The organism is Paracoccus sp. J55 (assembly GCF_000513975.1).
Lineage (GTDB): Bacteria > Pseudomonadota > Alphaproteobacteria > Rhodobacterales > Rhodobacteraceae > Paracoccus.
The window spans coordinates 33175-54927 of the sequence record NZ_AZVA01000031.1; the positions used below are offsets into that span (position 1 = coordinate 33175).

General features: G+C 68.7%; 24 protein-coding genes. 6 read left to right on the top strand and 18 right to left on the bottom strand.

What is annotated here, in order from left to right; all coding sequences use genetic code 11:
* The first annotated feature begins 63 nt into the window (after window positions 1–63).
* Window positions 64–939, top strand: coding sequence for a 4-hydroxy-tetrahydrodipicolinate synthase (gene dapA, locus PARJ55_RS0116905; RefSeq protein ID WP_028714099.1), 876 nt, complete (start codon window positions 64–66; stop codon window positions 937–939).
* 228 nt (window positions 940–1167) lie between these two features.
* Here dapA and PARJ55_RS0116910 read toward each other — a convergent pair whose 3' ends face one another.
* From PARJ55_RS0116910 to PARJ55_RS0116935, 6 genes are read right to left on the bottom strand one after another with little or no spacing between them, the layout of a single operon-like run.
* A complete protein-coding gene (locus PARJ55_RS0116910) occupies window positions 1168–1551 on the bottom strand; it encodes a Na+/H+ antiporter subunit G (protein WP_024846085.1) in 384 nt (127 codons plus the stop codon).
* A 9-nt stretch (window positions 1552–1560) separates the two neighbouring features.
* Window positions 1561–1830, bottom strand: a complete 270-nt coding sequence (locus PARJ55_RS0116915) for a K+/H+ antiporter subunit F (protein WP_024846086.1) — start codon at window positions 1828–1830, stop codon at window positions 1561–1563.
* Window positions 1827–2318, bottom strand: a complete 492-nt coding sequence (locus tag PARJ55_RS0116920) for a Na+/H+ antiporter subunit E (protein WP_028714100.1) — start codon at window positions 2316–2318, stop codon at window positions 1827–1829. Before PARJ55_RS0116920 ends, PARJ55_RS0116915 begins: the two co-directional genes overlap by 4 nt.
* On the bottom strand, window positions 2315–3889 hold the full coding sequence (locus tag PARJ55_RS0116925) for a monovalent cation/H+ antiporter subunit D (RefSeq protein WP_028714101.1): 1575 nt from the start codon (window positions 3887–3889) through the stop codon (window positions 2315–2317). Before PARJ55_RS0116925 ends, PARJ55_RS0116920 begins: the two co-directional genes overlap by 4 nt.
* Complete coding sequence (locus tag PARJ55_RS0116930) at window positions 3886–4254, bottom strand: Na+/H+ antiporter subunit C (protein WP_028714102.1); 369 nt, start codon at window positions 4252–4254, stop codon at window positions 3886–3888. Before PARJ55_RS0116930 ends, PARJ55_RS0116925 begins: the two co-directional genes overlap by 4 nt.
* Window positions 4254–7094 (bottom strand): monovalent cation/H+ antiporter subunit A, encoded by a 2841-nt coding sequence (locus PARJ55_RS0116935; protein WP_028714103.1) that lies wholly within the window; start codon window positions 7092–7094, stop codon window positions 4254–4256. Before PARJ55_RS0116935 ends, PARJ55_RS0116930 begins: the two co-directional genes overlap by 1 nt.
* A gap of 121 nt (window positions 7095–7215) precedes the next feature.
* On the opposite strand from PARJ55_RS0116935, the gene ruvC reads away from it, so the two are divergent.
* The 5 genes from ruvC to PARJ55_RS0116960 are packed head-to-tail and all read left to right on the top strand — an operon-like array spanning window position 7216 to window position 10698.
* Window positions 7216–7710: a crossover junction endodeoxyribonuclease RuvC gene (gene ruvC / locus PARJ55_RS0116940; RefSeq protein ID WP_028714104.1), complete on the top strand. Its 495-nt coding sequence runs from the start codon at window positions 7216–7218 to the stop codon at window positions 7708–7710.
* 10 nt (window positions 7711–7720) lie between these two features.
* Window positions 7721–8392, top strand: a complete 672-nt coding sequence (ruvA, locus tag PARJ55_RS0116945; RefSeq protein WP_028714105.1) for a Holliday junction branch migration protein RuvA — start codon at window positions 7721–7723, stop codon at window positions 8390–8392.
* Between the two features lie 5 nt (window positions 8393–8397).
* The gene (gene htpX / locus PARJ55_RS0116950) at window positions 8398–9273 is read left to right on the top strand and encodes a zinc metalloprotease HtpX (protein ID WP_028714106.1); all 876 of its coding nucleotides are present in this window, start codon (window positions 8398–8400) and stop codon (window positions 9271–9273) included.
* Window positions 9270–10295 (top strand): Holliday junction branch migration DNA helicase RuvB, encoded by a 1026-nt coding sequence (gene ruvB, locus PARJ55_RS0116955; protein WP_028714107.1) that lies wholly within the window; start codon window positions 9270–9272, stop codon window positions 10293–10295. The genes htpX and ruvB overlap by 4 nt, the downstream gene beginning before the upstream one ends.
* Entirely contained in the window at window positions 10288–10698 is a 411-nt protein-coding gene (locus PARJ55_RS0116960) for a PaaI family thioesterase (protein ID WP_028714108.1), read from the top strand. Before ruvB ends, PARJ55_RS0116960 begins: the two co-directional genes overlap by 8 nt.
* 174 nt (window positions 10699–10872) lie before the next feature.
* On the opposite strand, the gene PARJ55_RS0116965 is transcribed toward PARJ55_RS0116960, so the two are convergent.
* The 12 genes from PARJ55_RS0116965 to PARJ55_RS0117025 form a co-directional block, all read right to left on the bottom strand.
* The gene (locus PARJ55_RS0116965) at window positions 10873–11190 is read right to left on the bottom strand and encodes a chorismate mutase (RefSeq protein ID WP_036698898.1); all 318 of its coding nucleotides are present in this window, start codon (window positions 11188–11190) and stop codon (window positions 10873–10875) included.
* A 339-nt stretch (window positions 11191–11529) separates the two neighbouring features.
* Window positions 11530–13428 carry an ATP-dependent zinc metalloprotease FtsH gene (ftsH, locus tag PARJ55_RS0116975; protein WP_028714110.1) on the bottom strand — a complete coding sequence of 633 codons (1899 nt, stop codon included), beginning with the start codon at window positions 13426–13428 and terminating at the stop codon, window positions 11530–11532.
* A 60-nt stretch (window positions 13429–13488) separates the two neighbouring features.
* Window positions 13489–14718, bottom strand: a complete 1230-nt coding sequence (gene tilS, locus PARJ55_RS0116980) for a tRNA lysidine(34) synthetase TilS (RefSeq protein WP_028714111.1) — start codon at window positions 14716–14718, stop codon at window positions 13489–13491.
* Entirely contained in the window at window positions 14708–15613 is a 906-nt protein-coding gene (locus tag PARJ55_RS0116985) for a tetratricopeptide repeat protein (RefSeq protein ID WP_028714112.1), read from the bottom strand. The genes tilS and PARJ55_RS0116985 overlap by 11 nt, the downstream gene beginning before the upstream one ends.
* Entirely contained in the window at window positions 15613–16125 is a 513-nt protein-coding gene (pal, locus tag PARJ55_RS0116990; protein ID WP_028714113.1) for a peptidoglycan-associated lipoprotein Pal, read from the bottom strand. Before pal ends, PARJ55_RS0116985 begins: the two co-directional genes overlap by 1 nt.
* 22 nt (window positions 16126–16147) lie before the next feature.
* The gene (gene tolB, locus PARJ55_RS0116995) at window positions 16148–17458 is read right to left on the bottom strand and encodes a Tol-Pal system beta propeller repeat protein TolB (RefSeq protein WP_028714114.1); all 1311 of its coding nucleotides are present in this window, start codon (window positions 17456–17458) and stop codon (window positions 16148–16150) included.
* 76 nt (window positions 17459–17534) lie between these two features.
* A complete protein-coding gene (tolA, locus tag PARJ55_RS0117000) occupies window positions 17535–19094 on the bottom strand; it encodes a cell envelope integrity protein TolA (protein ID WP_028714115.1) in 1560 nt (519 codons plus the stop codon).
* A 4-nt stretch (window positions 19095–19098) separates the two neighbouring features.
* Window positions 19099–19563 carry an ExbD/TolR family protein gene (locus tag PARJ55_RS0117005; protein WP_028714116.1) on the bottom strand — a complete coding sequence of 155 codons (465 nt, stop codon included), beginning with the start codon at window positions 19561–19563 and terminating at the stop codon, window positions 19099–19101.
* 1 nt (window position 19564) lies between these two features.
* Entirely contained in the window at window positions 19565–20260 is a 696-nt protein-coding gene (gene tolQ, locus PARJ55_RS0117010; RefSeq protein ID WP_028714117.1) for a protein TolQ, read from the bottom strand.
* A 113-nt stretch (window positions 20261–20373) separates the two neighbouring features.
* Window positions 20374–20778 carry a tol-pal system-associated acyl-CoA thioesterase gene (ybgC, locus tag PARJ55_RS0117015; protein ID WP_028714118.1) on the bottom strand — a complete coding sequence of 135 codons (405 nt, stop codon included), beginning with the start codon at window positions 20776–20778 and terminating at the stop codon, window positions 20374–20376.
* 96 nt (window positions 20779–20874) lie between these two features.
* Complete coding sequence (locus tag PARJ55_RS0117020) at window positions 20875–21450, bottom strand: hypothetical protein (protein WP_028714119.1); 576 nt, start codon at window positions 21448–21450, stop codon at window positions 20875–20877.
* Window positions 21451–21538: 88 nt separating this feature from the next.
* On the bottom strand, window positions 21539–21753 hold a 215-nt coding region (locus PARJ55_RS0117025; protein ID WP_028714120.1), incomplete at its 5' end, for a CoA-transferase.

Below are 21753 nucleotides of genomic sequence, written 5' to 3' on the forward strand. Positions count from 1 at the left end.
CATCCTTGGCAATCCGCGCGCCCGGATGTAAGCCGCCAGCAGAGGCAAATTCAGGATACCCACATGTTCAAAGGCTCGCTGCCCGCGCTGGTCACGCCCTTCACCCCGGACGGGGAGCTGGATCTCCCCGCGCTGGAAAAGCTCGTCGACTGGCATGTCGCACAGGGCAGCCACGGGCTGGTGCCCGTCGGCACCACCGGCGAAAGCCCGACGCTGAGCCATGAGGAACACCGCAAGGTCATCGAAGAGGTGGTGCGCATGGCCGCCGGCCGCATCCCGGTCGTCGCCGGCGCCGGCTCGAACTCGACGCGCGAGGGGATCGGGCTGGTGCAGCACGCGCAGGCCGCCGGCGCCGATGCGGCGCTGGTGGTGACGCCCTATTACAACAAGCCGACCCAGGCCGGGCTGATCGCGCATTACACCGCGCTGCACGACGCCAGCGACCTGCCGATCATCATCTACAACATCCCCGGCCGCTCGGTCATCGACATGCTGCCCGAGACCATGGGCGAGCTGGCGAAGCTGCCGCGCATCATCGGCGTCAAGGACGCCACCGGCAAGCTTGAGCGGGTCAGCCAGCAGCGCGCCGCCTGCGGCAAGGATTTCGTGCAGCTTTCGGGCGAGGACGCCACCGCGCTCGGCTTCAACGCCCATGGCGGGGTGGGCTGCATCTCGGTCACGGCGAATGTGGCGCCGAAGCTCTGCGCCCAGTTCCAGGAGGCGACGCTGGCCGGCGACTACGCCAAGGCGCTGGACTACCAGGACAGGCTGATGCCGCTGCACGAGGCGATCTTCCTTGAACCGGGCGTCGCCGGGGCGAAATATGCCATGTCGCGGCTGGGTCTTTGCAGCGACGCCGTGCGCCTGCCACTGGTCGGGCTGACCGAGGCCACCAAGGCGCGGATCGACGCGGCCTTGGCCCATGCCGGGCTGATCTGAGCGGCGCATCAGGACGGACAAGGGGGCGGTTTCCGTCCCCTTTTTCCTGCCCTGGCCTGGCCGGACCGCCGCGGCCGGGGGCTTTGCGCCCCCGGACCCCCGCAGGATATTTGGACAAGAAAGAAGCGGCTGGCCAGCCACCTCTCTGCCTGGTTCTTTCTTGTCCAAATATCCTGGGGGAGCGCGGAACGCGCGGGGGCGAAGCCCCCAAACGGGCTTGTCGCCTTGCTAATCCCCGGGACGGCGATCGACAAGGCTGGCCTTGTCCGGATCGGCGAAGGTGGCCCAGTCCTTGCCGGGCGCCGGACGGGGCAATTCGTCGCGGCTCCAGCCCAGATGCATATGGGCCTTGGCGATGAAATAGCCGGTGACCGGGGCGGTCAGGAACAGGAACAGCGTGATCAGCAGCTCGTGCCAGGTCAGCGCCCCGTGCCGTGCCGGGAACCAGATCAGCGAGGCGATCAGCACCGCCCCCACCCCCAGCGTCGCCGATTTCGTCGGCGCGTGCAGGCGCGTCATCGGGTCTGGCAGCTTGACCAGCCCGTAGGAGCCGACGAGCCCGAAGAACCCGCCCACCACCAGCAGAACCGAGACGACGATTTCCGCGATCATGCCCGCCCCCTATTCGATGATGTCGCCGCGCAGGACGAATTTCGCATAGGCCACGGTCGAGATGAAGCCGACCATGGCGAAAAGCAGCGAGGCCTCGAAATACATCCCCGTGCCCTTGTCGATGCCGAACAGCGTCAGAAGCGCGATCATGTTGATCGCCATGGTGTCCAGCGCCAGCACCCGGTCCGACAGGCCCGGTGCGAAGACCACGCGATAAAGGCAGAACAAGAGCGCCAGCCCGAAGCAGCCATAGGCGAAGAGAAGCGCGTAAGCGATCATTCGAAAATCTCCTTCAGCCGGGCCTCGTAGCGGGTCTTGATCTCGTCCAGCACCGCCTCGGGGTCGGGGGCGTGCATGGCGTGGACCAGCAGGGCGCGCCCGTCCTCGGACAGGTCGCAGCTGACGGTGCCGGGGGTCAGGGTGATGGTCGCGGCCAGGGCGGTGATCGCCTCGGGGCGGCGCAGGTCCAGCGGCACCGCGATCCAGGCGGGCTGAAGCGCCCGGCGCGGCATGAACAGCACGATGCGCGCCACGGTGAAATTCGCCTTGGCGATGTCCCAGATCACCATGGCCAGATAGGCCGGGATGCGCTGCGGCTTGCTGTAGCCGTTGGCGCCCGGCCAATAGGGCGCGGTGATCAGCGGCACCACCACGCCGATGATCGCGGCAAAGACCAGCGAGCCGACCGCCCAGCGGTTGACCAGGGCCATCCAGACCAGGACCAGCGTGACCGACAGCCAGGGATGCGGGAACAGGCGGCGGATCATTTCGTGCCCTCCTGCCCTTCCAGCACCGCCGAGACATAGGCGTCGGGATCATGCAGCTGCGCGGCGGTTGCCTCGGCAAAGCGCATGGCCGGGCCGGCAAAGGCGGTCAGGGCCACGATGCCTGACAGAAGCAGCGCCACCGAGGCCACCGCCAGCCAGTTCGCCGGCGCATCGCCGAGGTCCTGGACCGGCTCGTCCGGCTCCAGCTTGGGGCCGGCCGCGACCGTCGGCGCCGGCACCGGGGCCGGGCCGAGCTCGAAGCTCTTCCAGAAGACGATCGAGCCGGCGCGCGACATGGCATAGATCGCGATCAGCGAGGTGATCAGGATCGTCGCCCAGATCCAGACCATCGCCGGGGCCGCGCCGGTGGCCTGCATCACCAAGAGCTTGCCGATGAAGCCGGAAAACGGCGGCATGCCGACCACGGCGATGGCCGCGGTGAAATACAGCGCCGCGACCAGCCCGTTGCCCGGCATCACCCGGTCCAGCCGCAGCCACAGATCGCCCCGGCGCGCGCCGATCATGTCCACGATCAGGAACAGCGCCCCCGCCGCCAGCGTCGAGTGGATCAGGTAATAGACCGCCGCCGCGGTGCCCTGCGGGGTGAACTGCGCCACCGCGATCATCAGCGTCCCGATCGAGCCGATGGCGGCGAAAGCGGCCAGCCGGCCCAGATGGCGGGTGCCCAGGATGCCGATCTGGCCGATGGCCAGCGTGAACAGCGCCGCCGGCAGCAGCAGGTCGGCCACCACGCTTTGGGTCACGGCGTCCTGCGGAAAGACCAGGGTGAAGAAGCGGATGATGCCATAGACCCCGACCTTGGTCATGATCGCGAACAGCGCCGCCACCGGCCCCGGCGCATTGGCATAGGTCGAGGGCAGCCAGAAATGCAGCGGCACCAGCGCCGCCTTGACGGCAAAGACCAGCATCAAGAGCACCGCGCCGGCGCGCAGCAGCGCCGTATCCTCGGCCGGCATCGCCGCCACGCGCAGGGCCATGTCGGCCATGTTCAGCGTGCCGGTGACGGAATAGAGCACCCCCAGCGCCGCCAGGAACAGGGTCGAGCCGGCCAGGTTGTAGGCGATATACTGCACCCCGGCGCGCAGCCGCATCTCGCCCCCGCCGTGGATCATCAGGCCGTAGCTGGCGATCAGCAGGATCTCGAAGAAGACGAACAGGTTGAAGGCGTCGCCGGTCAGGAAGGCGCCGCAGACGCCCATCAGCTGGAACTGCCAGAGCGCATGGAAATGCCGGCCCTTGCGGTCCCAGCCCGAGCCCATGGCGTAAAGCTGCACCGCCAGCGCCAGCATCGCGGTCAGAAGCAGCATCAGCGCCGCCAGCCGGTCCAGCATCAGCACGATGCCGAAGGGCGCGGCCCAGTTGCCGAGGCGATAGACCTGCACCTCTCCGCCCGCGGCGAGCAGGTTCAGGTAAAGCGCCACCGCGGCCAGAAGCGCGGTCCCGGCGACCGAGAACACCCGCTGCAACAGCAGGTCGTTGCGCATCCACAGGATGATGAGCGGCCCGATGACGGCGGGCAGGACGACGGGGGCGATGATCAGGTGGCTCATGCGTCGCCGTCCCCCGAATTGGCATCTGCGGGCATGCGGTCGGCGCGCGGCATGTCCACCCGGTCGTCGCCGCCTTCCAGGAAGGCCCCCAGCGCCATCATCACCACCACCGCGGTCATGCCGAAGCTGATGACGATGGCGGTCAGCACCAGCGCCTGCGGCAGCGGGTCGGTATAGACCTCCACCCCCTTTTGCAGGATCGGCGGCGCGTTCACCACCAGCCGCCCGGTCGAGAACAGGAACAGGTTGATGGCATAGCTGAGCATGGTCATGCCCAGCACCACGGCGAATGTCCGCAGCCGCAGGATCAGATAGACCCCGGCGGCGGTCAGCATCCCGATCGCGCTCGACAGCAGAAGTTCCATCAGCGCCGCGCCTCCCTGCTGGGGTCGATGTCCATCGGGTCCAGGTTCACCGTCTCGCCCGCCTGCCGCGCGATCCGCGACAGCGAGTTCAGGGCCAGCATCACCGCCCCGACCACGCACAGGAACACGCCCAGATCGAAGCCCATGGCCGAGGCCAGCTCGAATTCTTCGAGCCCCGGCAGCTTCACATAGCCATAGGCCGAGGTCAGGAAGGGCAGGCCCGCGAACCAGGCGCCGATCCCGGTCAGCCCGGCGGCGATGACGCCGGCGCCGATCAGCGCGTGATAGTTGATCTTTTGCCGCTCCTGCGCCCAGGCAAAGCCCGAGGCCATGTATTGCGACACCAGCGCCACCGCGACCACCAGCCCGGCGATGAAGCCGCCGCCCGGCATGTTGTGGCCGCGCAGGAAGATGTACAGCCCGACCACCAGCGAAACCGGCAGGATCAGCCGCGTCACCACCACCAGCGTCAGCGGATGCCGGTCGCCGGCCCGGCGGCTGTCATGGACCCAGTTGCGCAGCCGCCGGCCGCTGGCGCCGGCCAGCAGCGTCTCGGTCAGGGCGAAGATGGTCAGCGCGGCAATGCCCAGCACCGTGATCTCGCCGAAGGTATCGTAGCCGCGGAAGTCCACCAGGATCACGTTGACCACGTTGTCGCCGCCGCCCAGCCTGTAGCTGTTGGCCAGCATGTATTCCGAGATCGGGGAAAAGGCGAAATCGCTGCGCATGATCACATAGGCCAGCGCGCCGAAGCCCAGCCCGGTCAGCGTGGCGATGAAGGCGTCGATGCCGCGCTTGCGATCGCGGCTGTCGATCACGGTGAACTTGGGCAGGAAGTTCAGCGCCAGCAGCAGCAGGACGACCGTGACCACCTCGACCGAGATCTGCGTCAGCGCCAGGTCGGGGGCCGAAAAATAGATGAAGCTGACCGAGACCATCAGCCCGATGATGCCGACCAGCACCAGCGCCAGGATGCGCTGGCGGTGAAAGGCCACCATGCAGCAGATCGCCACCATCAGCGCCGCCCAGCCGACCAGCGGCACCGGCTGGACCGGCAGCATCGGCCGGGTCGCGCCCTGCCAGCCGCCGGTCGAGAAGGCCCAGAAGCCGCAAAGCACCACGGTCAGCGAAAAGGCGGCAAGGGCGCGCGACATCGAGCCGTTGGTCAGCCGGTCGGTGAAGGCGCCCGCCGCGCCGGTCGTCCAGCGGGTAATGGCGTCGAAGATCGCCTTGGCGTCCGGCCAGGCCATCGCCGCCCGCATGGCCAGCAGGTGGCGGTTCAGCGCCAGCAGCAGCGCCCCGCCGATCAGCGCGGTGATCGACAGCATCAGCGCCGGGGTCACGCCATGCCACAGCGCCAGATGCGGATGCTGGGCGGTGCCGGTGACGGCGCTGGCCGAGGCCTCGACCAGCCAGCCGGCCATGCCGGCGGGGAACAACCCGATCAGCACCACCAGCACCACCAGCAGCGCCGGGGCGGACCACAGGCCGAAGCCCGGATCATGCGGCCTGCGCGGGTAATCCTGACGCTCGGGGCCGAAGAACACCTGCCAGACGAAGCGCAGCGAATAGCAGACCGAGAACAGCGCCCCTAGCGTCGCCATCGCCGCGATCAGCCAGGGATTGCCCTGCCAGGCGGCATGGGTCGCCTCTTCCAGCATCAGCTCTTTCGACAGGAAGCCGTTCAGCGGCGGGATGCCGGCCATGGACAGCGCCGCCACGGTGCCGATGACGAAGGTCACCGGCATCAGCCGCCGCAACCCGCCCAGACGGGCGATGGAACGCGTGCCGGCCTCGTGGTCGATGATGCCGGCGGTCATGAACAGCGCCGCCTTGAAGGTGGCGTGGTTGATGATGTGGAATACCGCCGCGCCCGCCGCCGCCTCGGTGCCGAAGCCCAGAAGCATGGTGATGAGGCCCAGATGCGAGACGGTGGAAAAGGCCAAGAGCGATTTCAGATCGTCGCGGAAGATGGCGATCCAGGCCGCCAGCACCATGGTCACAAGCCCGGTGGTGGCGACGATATAGAACCATTCCGGCGTGCCCGACAGCACCGGCCACAGCCGCGCCATCAGGAACAGCCCGGCCTTCACCATGGTCGCCGAATGCAGATAGGCCGAAACCGGCGTCGGCGCCGCCATGGCATGCGGCAGCCAGAAATGGAACGGGAACTGCGCCGATTTGGTGAAGGCGCCCAGCAGGATCAGCAGCAGCGCCGGCAGGTAATAGGGGCTGGCCTGGATCGCCTCGCGCGCCTGCAGGATATCCGAAATGTCGAAGCTGCCGGCGATATTGCCCAGGATCAGCATGCCCGCGATCATCGCAAGCCCGCCCATGCCGGTCACGGTCAGCGCCATGCGCGCGCCCTGCCGCCCCTCGGGCAGGTGCTTCCAGTAGCCGATCAGCAGGAAGGAGGACAGCGAGGTCAGTTCCCAGAACACCAGCAGCAGCAGGATGTTGTCGGACAGCACGATGCCCAGCATCGCGCCCTGGAACAGCATCAGATAGGTGTAGAACACCCCCGCCGGATCCTTGCGCGACAGGTAATAGCGGGCATAGGCGATGATCAGCAGGCCGATGCCCAGGATCAGGATGCCGAAGAGCAGGCCCAGCCCGTCGATGCGGAAATGCGCGTTCAGCCCCAGCGAGGGCAGCCAGGCGAAACGCGCCGTGATCACATCGCCCGCCATGATCGCCGGGATATGCAGGCAAAGTCCCAGCAGCGCGATGAAGGTCGCCGTCGCGCAAGAGACCGCAGCGACATCCCGCCCCGAGCGGATCAGCAATCCGGGCAGCAGCGCCCCGATGAACGGAAGCACGGCGATCAGTGCTGGCGACATTGTCCCTCGTCCCTTTTCGTGCCCCTCTGTCCCCGATGGGGACCTGCGATGTCAAGCGGATGACAAAGCAACTAGGCGATGTTCGCCTTTCGTGCTAACGCTTGGCAAAAAGGGAACAGGCATGAAGATCATCGGCATAGACCCCGGCCTGCGGAACATGGGCTGGGGCGTGATCGCGGTCGAGGGGCCGCGCCTGCGGCATCTGGGCAACGGCATCGTCCATTCCGAGGCGGGCGAGCTGGGTCCGCGCCTCGCCGCGCTCTATCGCGGGCTTTGCGCGGTGATCGTCCGGCATGCCCCGGATGCGGCCGCGGTCGAGCAGACCTTCGTGAACAAGGACGCGCTCGGCACGCTGAAGCTGGGCCAGGCGCGCGGCATCGCCCTGCTGGCCCCGGCCGAGGCGGGGCTGGAGATCGGCGAATACGCCCCGAACGCGGTCAAGAAGACCGTGGTCGGCGTCGGTCATGCCGCCAAGGAGCAGATCCAGCACATGGTCCGCTTCATGCTGCCCGGCGTCGAGTTCGCCGGACCGGACGCGGCGGACGCGCTGGCCGTGGCAATTTGTCACGCCCATCACCTGCAGGGCCGCGCCCTGCGCATCAAGGCAAGCGCGTGAGGGACGGGCCATGATCGGACGCATCGCCGGGGTGATCCTGCATCGGGCGCAGGACCATGTGCTGATCGACGTGCGCGGCGTGGGCTATATCGTCCATGTCAGCGAACGCACCGCCGCGAACCTGCCCCCCGCCGGGCAGGCGACGGCGCTTTATACCGAATTGCTGGTGCGCGAGGACCTGCTGCAGCTGTTCGGCTTCCCCACGCTGCTGGAAAAGGAATGGCACCGGCTGCTGACCTCGGTGCAGGGGGTGGGGGCCAAGGTGGCGCTGGCGATCCTGGGCACGCTGGGACCGGACGGGCTGTCGCGCGCGCTGGCGCTCGGCGACTGGTCGGCGTTGCGCAAGGCCCAGGGCGTCGGCCCGAAACTGGCGCAGCGCGTAGTGATGGAGCTGAAGGACAAGGCCCCCGCCGTCATGGCGATGGGCGGCAACCTGACCGTCGATCCCGGTCCCCTGCCCGAGCCCTCGGCCGAGGTGATCGAAGCGCCTGTCGCCCGGACAGCCACGGCAGCGCCATCCTCAGCTCAGGCGACAGCGGATGCGCTCTCGGCCCTGGGGAATCTGGGCTATGCTCCGTCCGAGGCCGCCTCGGCCGTGGCCGAGGCCGCGGCCCGGGAACCCGCCGCGCCGACTGCCGCGTTGATCCGCGCGGCCCTGCGGCTGCTGGCGCCCAAGGAGTAAGAAAGATGACCGGAAACCTGCGCACCTTCATCCTGATGGCCGCCCTGACCGCGCTGGTCATGGGCATGGGCTATCTGCTGGGCGGCCAGGGCGGCGCGGTGATCGCGCTGGTGCTGGCCGGGGCCGGCAACCTGTTCGCCTGGTGGAACAGCGACAAGATGGTGCTGCGCCAGCAGGGCGCGCATCCGGTCACCCGCCAGCAGGCCCCGGAACTGGTCGACATGGTCGCGGCGCTGGCGCAGCGGGCGAACCTGCCGATGCCCAAGGTCTATGTGCTGGAAACCGAACAGCCCAACGCCTTCGCCACCGGCCGCAACCCGGAAAACGCCGCCGTGGCGGTGACGCAGGGCATCATGCGGGTGCTGAACCGCGACGAACTGGCCGGAGTGATCGCGCATGAGCTGGCGCATATCAAGCATCGCGACACGCTGACCATGACCGTCACCGCGACCATGGCCGGCGCCATCGCCATGCTGGGCAACATGCTGATGTTTTCCAGCATGTTCGGCGGGCGCGACGGCAATCGCGGCGGCGGGCTGGCGGCGATCCTCGCAATGGTCTTCGCGCCGATCGCGGCGGGGCTGGTGCAGATGGCGATCTCGCGCACCCGCGAATACGAGGCCGACCGCATCGGCGCCGAGATCTGCGGCCGGCCGATGGCACTGGCCGGTGCGCTGGCCAAGATCTCGCGCGCGGCGGGCCAGGTGGTGAATATCCCGGCCGAAAGGAACCCCGCCTCGGCCAGCCTGTTCATCGTCAACCCGCTGCACGCGTTGCGCATGGACCGGCTTTTCGCCACCCATCCGCCGACCGAGGAGCGCATCGCCCGGCTGCAGGCCATGGCCTCGGGCACGGGCGCCGGCCCCTGGGGCGCGCGATGAGCCAGCCCGACCCCATGCTGCGTCCCGAACCGCTGGAAAGCGACGGCGAGGACCGCGCGCTGCGCCCGCAGCGGCTCGAGGATTTCGTCGGCCAGGCCGAGGCGCGGGCGAATCTGCGCGTCTTCATCGAAAGCGCCCGCATGCGCGGCAAGGCGATGGATCACACGCTGTTTCACGGCCCCCCCGGCCTTGGCAAGACCACGCTGGCGCAGATCATGGCGCGCGAGCTGGGGGTGAACTTCAAGATGACCTCGGGCCCGGTGCTGGCGCGGGCGGGCGACCTTGCCGCGATCCTGACCAATCTGGAAGCGCGCGACGTGCTCTTCATCGACGAGATCCACCGCATGAATCCGGCGGTCGAGGAGATACTCTACCCGGCGATGGAGGATTTCGAGCTGGACCTGGTGATCGGCGAAGGTCCGGCGGCGCGCACGGTGCGGATCGAGCTGCAACCCTTTACCCTGGTCGGCGCCACCACCCGGCTCGGCCTGCTGACCACGCCCCTGCGCGACCGTTTCGGCATTCCGACCCGGCTGCAATTCTACACCGTCGAGGAGCTCGATCTGATCGTGACCCGCGGCGCCCGGCTGATGGGCATCCCCTCGGAACCCGAGGGCACGCGCGAGATCGCCCGCCGCGCCCGCGGCACGCCGCGCATCGCCGGCCGCCTGCTGCGCCGGGTGATCGACTTCGCGCTGGTCGAGGGCGACGGCCGGCTGACCCGCAAGATCGCCGATTCGGCGTTGACCCGGCTCGGCGTCGATCACCTTGGGCTCGACAGCGCCGACCGCCGCTACCTGACGCTGATGGCCGAGCATTACGGCGGCGGCCCGGTCGGGGTGGAAACCCTTTCGGCCGCGCTGTCGGAAAGCCGCGATTCGATCGAGGAGGTGATCGAGCCCTATCTGATGCAGCAGGGCCTGGTCAGCCGCACGCCGCGCGGCCGCATGCTGGCCCGGCTGGGCTGGCGGCATCTGGGCCTAGACGCCCCCCGCACGCAGGAGAGCCTGTTCGATGAATGACCTGGAAAGTCGCATCCGCACCAGCTTCGACCGGCAGAGCATGATGCTTACCCTGGGCGCCCGGCTTGCCCTGATCGAACCCGGACGCATCGCCATCACCGCGCCGATTCTGCCGACATCGCTGCAGCAGCATGGCGCCGGCCATGCCGGGCTGGCCTTCAGCATCGGCGATTCAGCCGCGGGCTATGCTGCGCTGACCTTGATGCCTGAAGACGCCGAGGTGATGACGGTCGAGATGAAGATCAACCTGATGTCGCCTGCCACCGGCGACCAGCTTTTGGCCGAGGGCCGGGTGATCCGCCCCGGCCGCCGCATCATGGTGGTCGCCGCCGATGTCTGGGCGGAAAGCGCCGGCTCGCGCAAGCATGTCGCCATGCTTCAAGGCACGATGATCCCGGTCTGACCAGGCTGCCTGCAGCGCCATGACCGTCGCCGCCGCTGGGGGCTTTGCGCCCCCAGACCCCCGCAGGATATTTATCCAAGAAAGAAGAGAAGGGCCGCCGCCGCTTTCTTTCTTGGATAAATATCCTGGGGGAGCGCGGAACGCGCGGGGGCGAAGCCCCCTGCATGCGTGCCGCTAGCCCCTTCTCGGCGAGGAAAGGACCCGGTCCTCCTGCGCGATGAAATGCTCCATCATCACTCGCCAGAGCCGCTCGGCCAGATCAGGATCCAGCCCTTGGGTGGCAGCGAGGCGGCGGGCATTGGCAGCGACCTCTTCGACGCGGCTGTCGATCCGGGCGGGCAGGCTCTCGCGCGCCTTGATCCGTGCCGCCTCGTCGATCAGCGCCGAGCGCTCCGCCAGAAGCGCCACCAGCCGCGCATCCAGCGCGTCGATGCGCGCACGCAATTCAGGCATGGCGGAATTCGGCGGCAGTTCGGGTTCGGATCGGCTCATGCCTGTCCCATGCCCTGCCCGGCCCCTGGACGCAAGTCCCCGCTGTGGCCGAATTGCCGCAGCCAATCGGCGGATTCTTGCCGAAGATGGAACCCAATGGCGAGAATCGACGTTTTCCGTTCAACTGCGAACCGGGGGATCGTCCCCCGCATTCTGGAAAGGTCACCAGATGAAGGCTGCCAGCTTCGTGATCAATGTGGGTTTCGGCCTGGGATTGGCGCTGGGTGCCGTGGCGCTTCTGCTGCTCTGACCTGCCGAAATCCGTTCAGCTCAGAAACCTTTGTGCCAATGACAAACCCCCGGGTCTGCCCCGGGGGTTTTCCTGTCGCGGACCGAAGCTCAGCCCTGCGGTTGCGGCGCCGCATCCGGCGCCGGCTTGGCGGCGCCGGCCCGCGGAATCGCGCTGACCGAGGGGATGGTCGAGCCGGGCGCATCCTCGTCGCCGCCCAGCGGCTCGCCCCGGATCACCCGGCCGATATCCTCGCCGGTCAGGGTCTCGTATTCCAGAAGCCCCTTGGCCAGCCGCTCGAACTCCTCCTGCTTTTCGGTCAGGATGCGGTGGGCTTCGCGATAGCCTTCCTCGATGAGGTCGTGGACCTCCTTCTCGATCAGCTCCTTGGTGGCGGCCGAGACCGAGAAACCGCCGGTATTGCCTGAATAGCCTTCATGCGCCTCGGCATAGTCGATATTGCCGACCTTGTCCGACATGCCCCAGCGCATCACCATGGCGCGCGCCAACTGGCTGGCCTGCTGGATGTCGCCGGCCGGGCCGTTCGATACCCCTTCCTCGCCGTATTTGATGATCTCGGCTGCCTTGCCGGCCATGGTCATGGCGAGCTTCTGCTTGGCCTCGTCCTTGTGATAGTTCAGGCGGTCCATTTCCGGCAGGCTGACCACCATGCCGAGCGCGCCGCCGCGCGGGATGATCGTCGCCTTGTAGACCGGATCGCATTTCGGCAACGACAGGCCGACGATGGCGTGGCCGGCTTCGTGATAGGCGGTCTTTTCCTTCTGCTCGGGGGTCAGGACCATGCTGCGGCGCTCGACCCCCAGCATCACCTTGTCCTTGGCGTTCTCGAAATCCTCCATGGTGACGAAGCGGCGGCCAATGCGCGCGGCCATCAGCGCGGCCTCGTTCACCAGGTTCATCAGATCGGCGCCGGAGAAGCCCGGCGTGCCGCGGGCGATGATGCGCAGGTCCACGTCGGGACCCACCGGCACCTTGCGCGAATGCACGGCCAGGATCTTCTCGCGGCCCTTGATGTCGGGATTCGGGACATAGATCTGGCGGTCGAAACGGCCGGGGCGCAGCAAGGCCGGGTCCAGCACGTCCTTGCGGTTGGTGGCGGCGATGATGATGACGCCTTCGTTGGCGTCGAAGCCGTCCATCTCGACCAGCAGCTGGTTCAGGGTCTGCTCGCGCTCGTCATTGCCGCCGCCGATGCCGACGCCGCGGGCGCGGCCGACCGCGTCGATCTCGTCGATGAAGACGATGCAGGGGGCGGATTTCTTCGCCTGCTCGAACATGTCGCGGACGCGGCTGGCGCCGACGCCGACGAACATCTCGACGAAATCCGAGCCGGAAATGGTGAAGAACGGCACCCCCGCCTCGCCGGCGATGGCGCGGGCGAGCAGCGTCTTGCCGGTGCCGGGCGGGCCGACCAGCAACGCGCCCTTGGGGATCTTGCCGCCCAGGCGACTGAATTTCTGCGGGTTGCGCAGGAATTCGACGATCTCTTCCAGCTCTTCCTTGGCCTCGTCGATGCCGGCCACGTCGTCGAAAGTCACCCGGCCATGCTTTTCGGTCAAGAGCTTGGCGCGCGACTTGCCGAAGCCCATGGCTCCGCCCTTGCCGCCGCCCTGCATCCGATTCATGAAGAAGATCCACACGCCGATCAGCAGGATGAAGGGCAGCCAGACGCCCAGAAGCGACATGAAGCCCGATTGCTGCTGACGCTCGACCTTGACCTCGACGCCCCTGTCGATCAGCCGGTCGGCGATCTCTTCGCCCTGCGGCCGGACGGTGGCGAACTGCTTGCCGTCCTTGTCGGTGATGCCGACATTCTCGCCGTCGATGGTGACGGCGGTGATCTCATCCTTTTCCACCCGCTGGATGAAATCGGAATAGCTGATCTGGCGGCTGTTCATCTGGGTCGATCCGTCGCTGAACAGGTTGAACAGCGCCAGGATCATCAGGAACAGCACTACCCAGAAAGCGATATTGCGCGCATTGCCCAAAGGCACGTCCTCCGCGGGTAAACAGGCTTTCGCCTGAAAATAGGGATTCCGCCGTCAGGTTCAATGCGTATAGAGCAATGCGCGGAATTCAGGCAGGCCGCCCAGCGGCCGGACGGCATGGGACGGGGCCGGCCGCAGCAGCGGCGCGGCGATCAGGCGGCTGCCCTGCCAGATCCCGGGGCTGGCCGCGGCCTCGTCCCGCATCAGCCCCGCGCCGCGCCAGTCGAGCCCCGGCAGCACCCCGTGACCGAGCGCGCGCACCTGCTGGCCGGGCTGCAGGCCCTCGACCCCCCAGCGCCGGTCCCAGATGGCTGCAGCGCCCTCGGCCGCGGGGGCGCGCGCCGCGGCGGCGGGTTCGCGGATCAGCCACAGGAAACCGTCGCGGGGCGCGGCGATCACCCCCTCCAGCGTCAGCCTGGCGCCGGTTTCCAGCCCGGCAAGGGCATGCAGCACCGGCTCGCGCCGGGGCGGATAGTCGCCGCCGCCGACGAAGCGCAGCCCTGCGACAAGAAGCCGCCGGCGGATCTCGGGCGGCGCGGCGCGAAAGGCGTCCAGCGGCAGCGCCAGCGATCCGGCGCGGCTTTGCGCACCCTCGGCCACCCGTGCGGCGAAATCGCACAGCGCATCCCGCGCCATGGCCAGATTCTCAGCCGATTGCGCCAGCTGCCGCAGCGGCAGGTCCAGCGCCGCGATGGCCTTGCGCACCCGCACCCGCTCGAAATCCTCGTTCTCGTTCGAGGGGTCCTCGACCCAGCCCAGCCCCCGCGCCGCCAGCCAATGCCGCAACTCGGCACGGCCGACCGCCAGCAGGGGGCGCAGCCAGGCGATCCCCAGCGCCTCGCGCGATTCGGCCATGGCCGAAAGCCCGTCCACGCCGGCGCCGCGGTTCAGGCGCATCAGCAGCGTCTCGGCCTGATCGTCCAGCGTATGGCCCAGCAGAACGGCGGCAAGCCCATGCCGGACGGCCCAATCGGCCAGCAGGCGCAGGCGCGCCTCGCGCGCGGCGGCCATCAGGTTGCCGCCGCCCTGCCGCGTCCAGCGCAAGATCTCGTGCGGAATGTCCAGGGCGGAGGCCGCAAGGCCGGCCGCCTGCGCCTCGGCCTCCGAGCCGGGGCGCAGCCCGTGATCGACCGTCGCCGCCAGCAACCGGACACGGCCCCAGCGATGGGCCAGATGCATCAGGGCGGTGGAATCGCCGCCCCCCGAGAGGGCGATGCCAAGTGCGGGCCGGTCGCCGGCCAGACGGTCCAGCGCGGCATGCACCCGCGCCTCGACCGGGTCAGCCCTCATCCGCCAGATCCGCCGCGGCCTCGGGGTCCAGATCCTCGGCCGAGCTCTCGTCCAGCGTATCGCAGCCCAGGCCCTGCAGCCGCCGCTCGGCCTCGGCGGCCTGCGGCGCGCCGGGGAAACGAGCCAGGATTTCCTGAAGATAATAGCAGCCCTCTTGCGGGCCGCCCTTGGCGGACATGGCGCGCGACAGGCCCAGCAGCGCATCCGCTGCCTGCGGGCCGTTCGGATTGGCCGCGAAGCTTTCCAGCCAGGCCAGGCCCGCGCCGTCGAGATCGCCGGCGGAATCCAGCGCCGCCCCGCGCAGGAACAGCGCCTCGGCGGTCAGCGGACCGCCAGCATGGGTTTCGGCAATGGCCGCGAAGAGCTCGGCAGCACGACGAAAGTCACCTTGACCGAGCACCTCCCGGGCCCGGTCGAAATCGGCCTTTTCCGCCGCGGTCGCGGCGGCCCTGGCCGAGGGGGTCCTGGATTGCGTCAGCGCGCCCTGCTGGTCCGAGGGGGGCAGCGGGCTGCTGCCGCCCTGTTCGCCCAGGGGCGGCGTGGTCAGGCTGCCCAGATCGCAGCCCTCCTCCATCTCGCAGAGGCGGAACTCGATATCGCCGATGCGGGTGGTGCCGTCCCGGACGATGCGGTCAATGCGGTTCTGCAGCTGCTCGGTCTGGCCGGTCAGCTGCGCCAGCCGCGCCTCCATCGCGTTCATGCGGTCGATGGCGCTGTCGCCGCCCGCCGCCGCGAAGCCCGCCGGACCCGAGGCGACCAGCTGCGCCCGCAGCGATTGCAGATCGGCCGAAAGCTGGTTCAGCTCGGCCCGGATGTCGGCCAGGGTCTGCGCATCCTGCGCCGCCACCGGCCACGCGGCCAGCGCGAATCCGGCCGCCAGCAGAAACCGTCGCATCACATCCCCGCCCCTGGGCTGACCGCCGTCACGGCCCGGCGGTTCTTGGAATAGCATTCCTCGGTCGAGCAGATCGCCAGCGGCCGCTCCTTGCCATAGCTGACGGTGCGCAGCCGGCCCGGCGCCACGCCTTGCGAGACCAGGTATTCCTGCACCGAGTTCGCCCGGCGCGCACCCAGCGCCAGGTTGTATTCGCGGGTGCCCTGCTCATCGGCATGGCCCTCGATCACCGCCGAGAAGCCCTGGTTCTGGTTCAGCCAGCCGGCCTGATTGGCCAGGATCACCCGCGCCTCGGGCGACAGGGTGGACTGGTCCACGGCGAACAGCACCGTATCGCCGACGGCGGTCTTGAAATATTCGGCAGTGCCCGGCAGAGCAGTGGCCCCGACCCCGCCAAGGCCGCCGCCGGCCCCGGCATAGGGGTCCTGGACCTGCATGTCCTGCGCCGGCCGGGCGCAGGCCGCCAGCGCGAGAATGGCGCCGACCGCGGCAATTTTCATGAAAGTTTTCATAATCCTGTCCATCTCACGCGCTTCAGGGCAGCAACGGGCCCCAGTCGGGATCCGAGGCCGCGCCATTGATCTTGACCGGGCGCATGTTGCGCCCTGTGATATCCACCGAATGCAGGCGCGGCTCGCCGTCGCCGCCCGGCGTCACCCGCGTGAACATCACGACGCGCCCATTGGGGGCCCAAGTCGGGCCCTCGTCAAGGAACGATTCCGTCAGCATTTTCTCTTCCGAACCATCGGTGCGCATGACGCCGATATGGAATTTCCCGCCGACCTGCCGGGTAAAGGCGATCATGTCGCCGCGCGGCGACCAGACCGGGGTGCCATAGCGCCCCTCGCCGAAGCTGATCCGCTTCGGCTCGCCGCCGTTCGCCCCCATGATGTAGAGCTGCGGCGTGCCCGAGCGGTCGCTCTCGAACACGATCTGCTTGCCGTCCGGGCTGTAGCTGGGCGAGGTCTCGATCGAGGGGGCGTTGGTCAGCGCCCGCTGCGCGCCGGTGGCGGCATCCATCTGGTAGATGTCGGTATTGCCGTTCTTTTCCAGCGAATAGACGATCCAGCGCCCGTCGGGCGAGAAGCGGGGCGAGAAGCTCATCGTGCCCTGCTGGCCCGCGCCCAGCTGACGCACGCCGAGCGAATTGACATCCATCATCATCGCCTGCGGGAAACCGGTGGCATAGCTGGTGTAAAGCAGCCGCGAGCCGTCGGGCGAGAAGCGCGGCTTCAGCACCAGCGTCGCATCGTCGGTCAGCCATTTCACGTTGGCGCCGTCGTAATCCATGATGCCGATGCGCTTGCGGCGCGCGTCCTTGGGCCCGGTTTCCTGCACGAAGGCGACGCGGCTGTCGAAATAGGGGCCCTCGCCGGTCAGCCGCGAATAGACCTGGTCGGCCGCCTTGTGGGCGGCCCGGCGCCAGTTGCCGGTCGCGGCGTCGAACTGCATGCCGTCGCCCAGCGGCTGGCCGGCGAAGACGTCGAACAGCCGGAACTTGACGACGACCTTGCCGCCCTCGACCTTGACCGCGCCGGTGATCAGCGCCTGGGCATTGACCGCCTTCCAGTCCTCGTAGCTGACAGGCGCCTCGAAGCTTTCCGGCCGTGCGATATGGGCGCTGGCCGGGATCTCGCGGAACAGGCCGGTGCCGGTCAGGTCGGCGGCGATCAGGTTCTGCACCTGCGCCAGGTATTCGCCGGCGCCGCCCTCGTCGTGGAAGCGGGCGATGGCGAAGGGCATCGGCTCGATCACCCCGTCGGTGATCTCGATCCGCAGCGGCCCGTCCTGCGCCAGGACCGGCGCGGCCAGCCCCAGACCCGCAAGGGCCATCACGGAAGTCATCAGGAAATGTCGCAACATGAATCGCCCTCGTAAGGTCTTGGTTGCAGGATAGAGTGTCGCGCGCCGGGATGCCATGTCACTGGACCCGCGCGCTGCCGCTGGCGTTGAAGTCGATGATGACATCCTTCCAGCGGTTGTATTTCTCCGGCGGCAGCTTGTAGCCGCCGCGCTCGCACATCAGGATCGCCCGGCGCGCCGCCTCATAGGCCTGTTTCGCCGCCGCGTCCGAGCCGCCGTCATGGCCGATCATGCGCAGCGAGCCCTTTTCCACCGTGCCATCCGGGGCCATCGAGAACTGCACCGAAACCGTGGTCCGGCTGGCCTCGGTCGAGAGCGAGCCGCGGTTCCAGCATTGCTCGACGGCGACGCGGAAGCCGTCCTTCTCGCCCTGGCTCAGCGGAGGCCCGCTGGCCGCCGCCCCGCCGCCGCCCGAACCGGCCGAGCCCTGATCCTGCATCGCCTCTTTCAGGGCGGCCTGCTTGGCCGCTTCGGCGGCCTTGCGCTCGGCCTCGGCCTGTTCGCGGGCCTTGGCTTCGGCGGCAGCCTTTTCGGCAGCCTTCTTCTCGGCCGCGGCGCGTTCGGCGGCCGCCTTTTCCTCGGCTTCCTTGCGGGCCTTGGCCTCGGCGGCCTTCCGTTCGGCTTCGGCCTTCTCGGCGGCCGCCTTTTCGGCAGCAGCCTTCTCAGCGGCGGCCTTCTCAGCGGCGGCCTTTTCGGCAGCCGCTTTCTCGGCAGCGGCGCGGCGTTCGGCCTCGGCCTTGCGCTCGGCGGCACGCTTCTCGGCGGCAGCCTGTTCCGCAGCGGCCTTTTCAGCCGCTTCGGCCGCGGCAAGACGGCGGGCGCGCGCCTCGGCCTCCTCGGCCTTGCGGGCCGCTTCCGCGTCGGCGCTGCGGCGCTCGGCCTCGCGGCGTTCTTCCTGCGCGCGCTCCTCGGCGGCGCGGCGGGCGGCGGCCTCGGCGGCCTTGGCGGCGGCGGCCTGCTCGGCAGCGGCCTCGGCCTGCTGACGGGCCAGCAACTGCTCGCGCTGGCGCGCCGCCTCGGCGGCGGCGCGGCGGGCCTGCACGGCCTCGGCCAGCCCTTCGGGGCGACCACGGGGCCGCGCCGATTCGACCGGCGCCAGCGCCGAACGCTGCGGGATGGGCGCCGGCGATTGCGGCTGCGCCGGATTGCGCGCCGGATCGGGCCGGTCGCTGGTCCGCGGCAGCGCCGCCAGTTCGACGGAGTCCTCGGGCTCGGCGGGGCGCGGCGCATCGGTCACCACGGCCACCGGCCGGTTGGGGGTCTGGAAGTCCGACAGGTCGGGCCGCGCCTCGGGCCGATCCGAGGGCGCGGACAGCTCTGCCGCCTGTGCATCGGGGGCGGGCGGACTGACCGCCTCGACCTCGCCCGGCCGGTTTTCATCGGCAGGCGGGCGCGGTTGCGCAGGGGTGGTCGCGGCGGAATCCGAGACCGGGCCGCGCCCGGCGGCAGCGGCGGCCAGCGACTGGAACTCGGCCTCGGACATGGTCGCGACCTCGGCCATGCGCACGGCTTCCAGCGGCTGCGGCCGGAACAGCGCGCCGCCGACCAGCGCCGCGCCCAGCAGCCCGGCATGGGCGACGCCCGAGATCCAGAAGCCGATGCGTTCCGCTGGGTCCATGGCTTCAGCCATCCGCGCCCGCGTCCATCCGCGGCCCGCCGGCCTCGGTCACCAGGACGATGTTGTTGAAACCGGCCGCGTTCAGCGCCCCCATGACCTGCATGATCCGGGCATAGGGAATCGAACCGTCGGCGCGCAGATAGATCTTGTCGCTCTGCCGCTCGGCCGAGACGGCGCGCAGCCGGGTGATAAGCTCCTCCTCGGGAACCTCGGTGGTCATGACCAGGATCGGCCCCTCGGGCGTGACCGAGACGCTCAGCGGCTCCTCGGGCTCGGCCGGGACGGCCTGGGCGGCGGTCTTGGGCAGTTCCAGCGGCACGCCCACAGTGAGAAGCGGCGCCGCCACCATGAAGATGATCAGCAGCACCAGCATCACGTCCACGAAGGGCGTGACGTTGATCTCGGCCATCGGCTGGCTGCGCGTGCGGCCCTTGCCGTTGCGACCGCGTTTGACGACCCCGGCCCCCATCTTATTCGTCGTCCAGCTGGCGCGACAGGATCGTCGAGAACTCGTCGGCGAAGCTCTCGTATCCCCCGGTGATGCGGTCGGCATCGGCGCTGAGCTTGTTGTAGAAGATCACCGCCGGAATCGCCGCCAGAAGGCCAAGCGCGGTCGCCACCAGCGCCTCGGCGATGCCCGGCGCCACCACGGCCAGCGAGGTGTTCTGCGAGATCGCGATCTCCTCGAAGGCGGTCTTGATGCCCCAGACGGTGCCGAACAGGCCGATGAAGGGCGCGGTCGAGCCTACCGTGGCCAGGAAGGGCAGGCCGCGGGTCAGGCGGTCGTTCTCGCGGTTGATGGCGACGTTCATGGCCCGGTCGATGCGCGCGGTCACGCCGGCGATCAGGTTGCCGTCGTCGCGATGGCTGCGCCGCCATTCGGCCATGCCCGAGGAAAAGACCCGTTCGGCCGGGCCCGAGGGCGCCTCTCCGATGCGATCGTAGAGATCGTCCAGCGGCTGGCCCGACCAGAAGGCGCGGTCGAATCGGTCCGCCTCGCGCCGGGCGGCGTTGAAGGTGATGAACTTCTGGATGATGATCGCCCAGGCCCAGAACGAGGCCAGGATCAGGATCACCATGACGATCTGGACGGTCAGCGAGGCGCGCGCGAACAGCGCGATCAGCGAGAAATCGACCGGCTGCCCGGCTCCGGCGAGTTGTTCCATGGAATTCGGCCTGTCCTTTGGGCCGCTGGGATGCGGCTTCTGCTAACAGGCCAGTTAGCAGAACCGGGCAGCGGGACAAGCCCGCTCGCACCGCTTTCTCCGTCAATTCTGCGTCAATTGCCCGCGAGATCGGCCGCCCGCAGGCGTTCCGCCACTGCTGCGGGGATGCGTGCCGGCCTGCCGGAATCGGCCAGGCAGGCCAGGGTGACGCGGGCCCGGAACAGCAATCGCCCGTCGCGCGTCACGGCCTGGTCCAGCACGATCCGCGCCGGGCTCAGCGCCTCGAGCCGCGATTCGACGGCCAGCAGGTCCTCGAACCGCGCCGGCGAGAGATAGTCCGCCTCGACCCGGCGCACGGCAAAGACCAGCCCCCGGCGCTGCAGGCCGCCCTGGTCCACGCCCAGCTCGCGCAGCCATTCCGAACGGGCGCGTTCGATGAATTTCAGATAATTGGCGTAATAGACGATCCCCGCCAGATCGGTGTCTTCGTAATAGATGCGGATCGGAAACTTGTGCATGGCGGTCCTGGCGTTACCGGTGGTCGGGGCTTTCCGCCCCCGTCGCCTGACGGCGACTCCCCCGAGGATATTTAGGCAAGAAAGAAGCCGGAAGAATCAAGACGACAGCCTTGCCGCCAGACGAAGCGCATGCGAGCCATCCGTGGCGACCGCGGGCATGACCGGATCATAGGCGGCGCGGATCAGCCGGGCCAGCGCGGGAGAGGGCGCCACGTCGCGCGCGAATGTCAGCATCCCGCGCACGGCCAGCGTCTCGGCCAGTTGGCCCGGGTGGGCATCCGCCAACGGCCCGCCCATGTTGACGAAGGTCAGGCAGGCCCGGATCGCGCCCCCGGCGTCAAAGCGGAACAGCCGGTATTGATCCGCCGCCTCCGCCTTCAGCCGCCCGGGCAATCCCGGCAGGCCGGTCAGCCGGTCGAGGTCGGGCAAGCCGCGCAGCTCGTCCCAATCCCGGACGAAGAAGATCATCATGTTCGCCCCCATCTCGGGATCGGTCTCGGCCATGGGCTGGCCGGCATGGGCAAGCACCGCCCGCATGGCTTCGCGAAAGATCGGCAGGCTCTCCTCGGCCAGACCGAAGATGACCGGCGCCACCGGCCGTCCCCAGCGCGCGCAAAGATAGCGGCCGTCACGGGTGAACAGCGCCTCGATTTTCGCCCGATCGAACGCCATCGGATCCTTCTTTCTTGTCCAAATATCCTCGGGGGTGAATTGCGGCTTCAGCCGCAAGAGGGGGCGGAAGCCCCCTCCCCCTGTCAGCTCACCCGACGATNGNCGCCTCGGTCGCGGCGCGCAGCGCGTCCTCGCTGACGCCATCGGCCAGCTCGACGATCTTCAGCCCGCCCGGAACCACGTCCAGCACCCCCAGATTGGTGATGATCCGGTTCACCACGCCCTGGCCCGTCAAGGGCAGGGTGCAGGATTTCAGCACCTTCGACTCGCCCGCCTTGTTGGTGTGGTCCATCACCACCACCA